Raw genomic sequence first — 4,145 nt, 5'->3', positions numbered from 1 at the left:
CGCGCCTGTCTCACAGCCACCATCGACGTCACCGTCACCAACGCCGCCACCAGCCTCTTGACACGACTCACCCCAACCTAACTGCCCGGCCTTGGTCATTCACGGCATCGCAGCGGCCCGCCGGTCACGTCCCGGACGCCATGAATGAGTCACTCACTACGTCCCACGCCATGAATGAGTCATTCACGACGCCGGAAGCTGCTCCGGGCCGCCGCACAGCGCATACCGGTCGGACGGTCGAAACCAGCGGGCGTTCTGGGGCCCCAGGTGGGGGAAGAACCCGGATTCCCCGCACTTCAGGTACCTCTTGCCACGTCAGTAAGCTCGCCGGTGAAGTCGGCACCGAGAGATGTCCGCCGGGGTCCTGGGGGCCCGCCCCGGCGGGGGTCTGGGGCACGCGCCCCAGAGGGAACGGAACGACATGCCAGGGGATGCGGACACCGGTCTGCGGGTGGGCGTGCTCGGCCCGCTGCGGGCCTGGCGCGGGACGGCCGAAATCGGCCTGGGCCCCGCGCGTCAGCGCGCCATCTTCGCCGTGCTCGCGGTCAACTCCGGCCGGCCGGTGCCGCGGGCCGAGCTGATCGCCGGGGTCTGGGGCGACTCCGCGCCCGCGAGTGTCGAAGGCAGCGTCCACACCTACGTCTCGGGGCTGCGGCGCGCGCTGGAGCCGGACCGGTCACGCTGGTCGGCCGCGAGTGTCCTCCTGTCGGACCCCGCCGGGTACTCGCTGCTGCTCGAGGACGACGCCCTCGACGCCGCCGTGTTCGAGCGCCACCGAGACGCTGCGCAGCGACGGCTCGACGGCGGTGACCCGCGCGCCGCGGTCACCGAGCTCGACGCCGCTCTCGCCCTCTGGCAGGGTGAAGCGCTTTCCGGCGTGCCCGGCGGGTTCGCCGAGCGGCACCGCGAATACCTCGCCGAGCTGCGGCTGAACACCCTGGAACGGCGCGCCGAGGCGCTGCTCACGCTGGGCGGCCACCTCGACCTCGCGCCCGAGCTCGCGGTGCTGGCCGGGGAGCACCCGCTGCGGGAGCCGCTGCGCGAGTCGCTCATGCTCGCCCTCTACCGCAGCGGGCGGCACGCCGACGCCCTCGACGTCTTCCGCGACGCCCGCACGACGCTGATCAACGAGCTCGGGGTCGAGCCCGGCCCGGCGCTGCAACGGCTCCAGCAGCAGATCCTCGCCCAGGACCCGGCCCTCGACGCTCCCACCGCGCCGGTGGTCGTCACCGGGCACCGGCTCTTCGGCCGGGAAGCCGAGACGACCCGGCTCGCCGAGCTCGTCACCGACGTCCGGGCCGGGCGCGGCCGGGCCGTGTGGATCGAAGGCGACGCCGGGATCGGCAAGTCCGAGCTGCTCACCAGCTCGCTGCCGGACGCCCCCGGCGTCCAGCGGCTCTGGGCGGCCGCGGACGAGCTGAGCACGCGGTTCCCGCTGCAGGTGATGCTGGAGTGCCTGGCGATCGACGCGCATTCGCCCGACCCGCGGCGCGCGCGGCTGGCGAAGGAGCTCGCGGGTGAAGGCCCGGTGCGGCGCAGCTGGGGGCCGGCCGACCCGGTGCTCGGCGCCGTCGACCGGATCCTGGCCCTGGTCGACGAGCTGTGCGCGCACTCCCCGCAGGTGCTGGTGATCGACGACCTGCAGTGGGCGGACGAGGCGTCCGTGCTGGTCTGGCACCGGCTCTGCGCGGCGACCCGGCAGCTGCCGCTGCTGCTGGTGGCCGCGACCCGGCCGGCGCCCGACCGCGCCGAGCTCGCCCAGCTGCGCCGCGGGGTCCTGGCGCGCGACGGCGTGGTCCTCGACCTCGCGCCGCTGACCGGCGCGGACGTCGGACGGCTGATCGAAGACCAGATCGGGTCGCCGCCCGGGCCGGGCCTGCGGGAGCTGGCCGCGCGTGGTGCGGGAAACCCGTTGTACGTCAAGGAGATGGTCGACGTCCTGCTGCGCGCCGGCGCGGTCGAGGTCAACGGCGGCGAGGCCGACGTCGACGACCCGGAGGAGTTCGAGGCGCCGAGCTCCCTGGTCGCGGCGGTCGACCGGCGGCTCGACTTCCTGCCCGCCGGGACGCAGGAAGTGCTGCGCTGGGGCGCGCTGCTGGGGATGGAGTTCGCCGTCGGGGACATCGCCGCGGTGCTCGGCACCCGGCCGTCGGACCTGCTGGAGCCGCTGGAAGAAGCCGTCGCGGCGAACGTCCTGATCGACACCGGGACCCAGCTCGCCTTCCGCCATCCCCTGCTGCGGCAAGCGCTTTACGACCGGCTGCTGGCCGGGACGCGGGCGGCGCTGCACCGGCAGGCGGCCGAGGCGCTCGCCCGGATCGGCGCGCCGGTGAAGCGCGTGGCCGAGCAGCTGGTGGCGGCCCCGGCGACGGTGGACGAGTGGGTGCTGGACTGGCTCGCGGCGCACCACGCGGCCGTGTCGAACCGGGCGCCGCTGATCGCCGTCGAACTGCTCGAACGTGCGCTGGCCGCGGGTGCCGACGCCCGCCGTGAAGTCCTGCTCGTCGCGCTGGTCAAGGTGCTGTTCCGGCTGGAACGCAACCCGGAAACCCTGGCGCAGCAAGCACTCGAGGTCGCCACCGACCCGGACGCCGTCGAGGAGATGCGGCACGTGCTCGCGGCGTTGCGGCACCGGCGTGGCGACACCGAAGGCGCGGTCGCGACGCTCGGCGCGTCGGCCGACGACCCGGCCGTCCCGGAGCTGTGGCGGGTGCGGCACCGGCAGCTGCTGGCGAACTTCCGCCGTGGTGATCTGTCCGATTTGGACACCGCGGAGAAGGCGGCGCGGGAGACGAAGGCGCAGGCGGGCGGCGACCGGTACCTGACCGCGCACGCGCTGCAGACGTTGTGGCTGGTCGATTCCGTGCGGCGTGAGCACGACAGCGCGCTCACCCACGTCGACGCCGCGATCGAGGCCGTCGGTGACGAGCACGAGCTGGCCGACCTGCACCTCGACCTGCTCGACAACCGCGTCTTCACGCTGCAGAACCTCGACCGCCTCGCCGAGGCGGGCGACGCGCTGCGCATGGCGGGCGAGGTCGCGGCGCGGCACTCGATGCCGGTCGGGCTGCAGGTGTCCGTGGCGGTGCACCGGTACTGGGAGGGACGCTGGGACGAGGCGCTGGTCGAGCTGGACACCGTCACCGAGGACGGCCCGGCGATCACGTTCTACGGCCTGCGCGAGCCCGGCCCGGCGGCGCTGCTGCTGCACGGCGTCGCGGCGCTGATCGCGGGCCGCCGTGACGACCGCGCGCAGGCCGCGGCCCACCTCGACGCGGCCGAGGAGTACGCCCCGGCGACCGGCGCCGAGCGCGAGAGCTTCGACTTCCTGCTGGTCGCCGACGCCCTCGCCGCCGAGCAGCGCGGCGACCGGGCCCGCGCGATGGCCGTGCTCGAGCCGATCCTGAACCCGACGTACGCGCAGATGATGCTGCGGCACCAGTGGCTGCCGACGTTCGTCCGGCTGGCGATGGAGCAGGACGACGTCGAGCGGGCCCGGCGCGCGCTCGACGTCTGCGAGGAGGAGGCGGCGAAGGAACGCCGTCCGGCGCGGGCGCACGCGGCGGTGTCGTGGTGCCGCGGGCTGATCGAGGACGACCCGTCGGCGGTGCTCGCGACGGCGGAGCACTTCCGCGCGGTCGGCCGCCGCCCGGAACTGGCGGCGGCGCTGGAGGACGCGGCCGAGCTGCTGGCCCGCGCGGGCCGCCTGGACGCGGCGCAGGCGGCGTTCGAGGAGGCGGCGGAGCTGTACACGGCGTTGTCGGCCCGCTGGGACCTGCGCCGGGCGGAGACGCGCTTGCGCCGCTTGGGCGTCCGCCGCGGCGCGCTGTTCTCGCCGATCCGCCCCGGCCACGGCTGGGAGTCGCTGACGCCGATCGAGGTCCGGATCGCGAGCCTGGTCGCGGAAGGCCGGTCGAACCCGGACATCGCGGCGGAGCTGTCCCTGCCGCGGCGCACGGTGCAGGCGCACGTGGCGAGGTTGCTGGGCAAGCTGGAGACCCCGTCCCGCTCGGGCGTCGCCGACGCCTTCCGCCAACGCTCCTGAGTCTGCCGCAGCTTGTTGGGGGGGGGGGGGGGGGGGGGGGGGGGGGGGGAAAAAAAAAAAAAAAAAAAAAAAGGAAGGGGGCGGGGTTGGACGAAAAAAA

Annotated in this window: 1 protein-coding gene; it reads left to right on the top strand. The window is 74.3% G+C overall.

Annotated elements, in window-relative coordinates; all coding sequences use genetic code 11:
- Positions 1-421: 421 nt before the first annotated feature.
- Positions 422-4,045 carry a BTAD domain-containing putative transcriptional regulator gene (locus ACZ63E_RS40210; RefSeq protein ID WP_465341556.1) on the top strand — a complete coding sequence of 1,208 codons (3,624 nt, stop codon included), beginning with the start codon at positions 422-424 and terminating at the stop codon, positions 4,043-4,045.
- Positions 4,046-4,145: the final 100 nt, after the last annotated feature.

This window comes from Amycolatopsis sp. NPDC104819 (assembly GCF_055583145.1).
This window is presented reverse-complemented; position numbering and strand designations above follow the sequence as displayed.

Bases quoted from the DNA above. Each gene is read 5' to 3' on its own strand.
- ACZ63E_RS40210 (WP_465341556.1), top strand. From the start codon at position 422: ATGCCAGGGGATGCGGACACCGGTCTGCGGGTGGGCGTGCTCGGCCCG.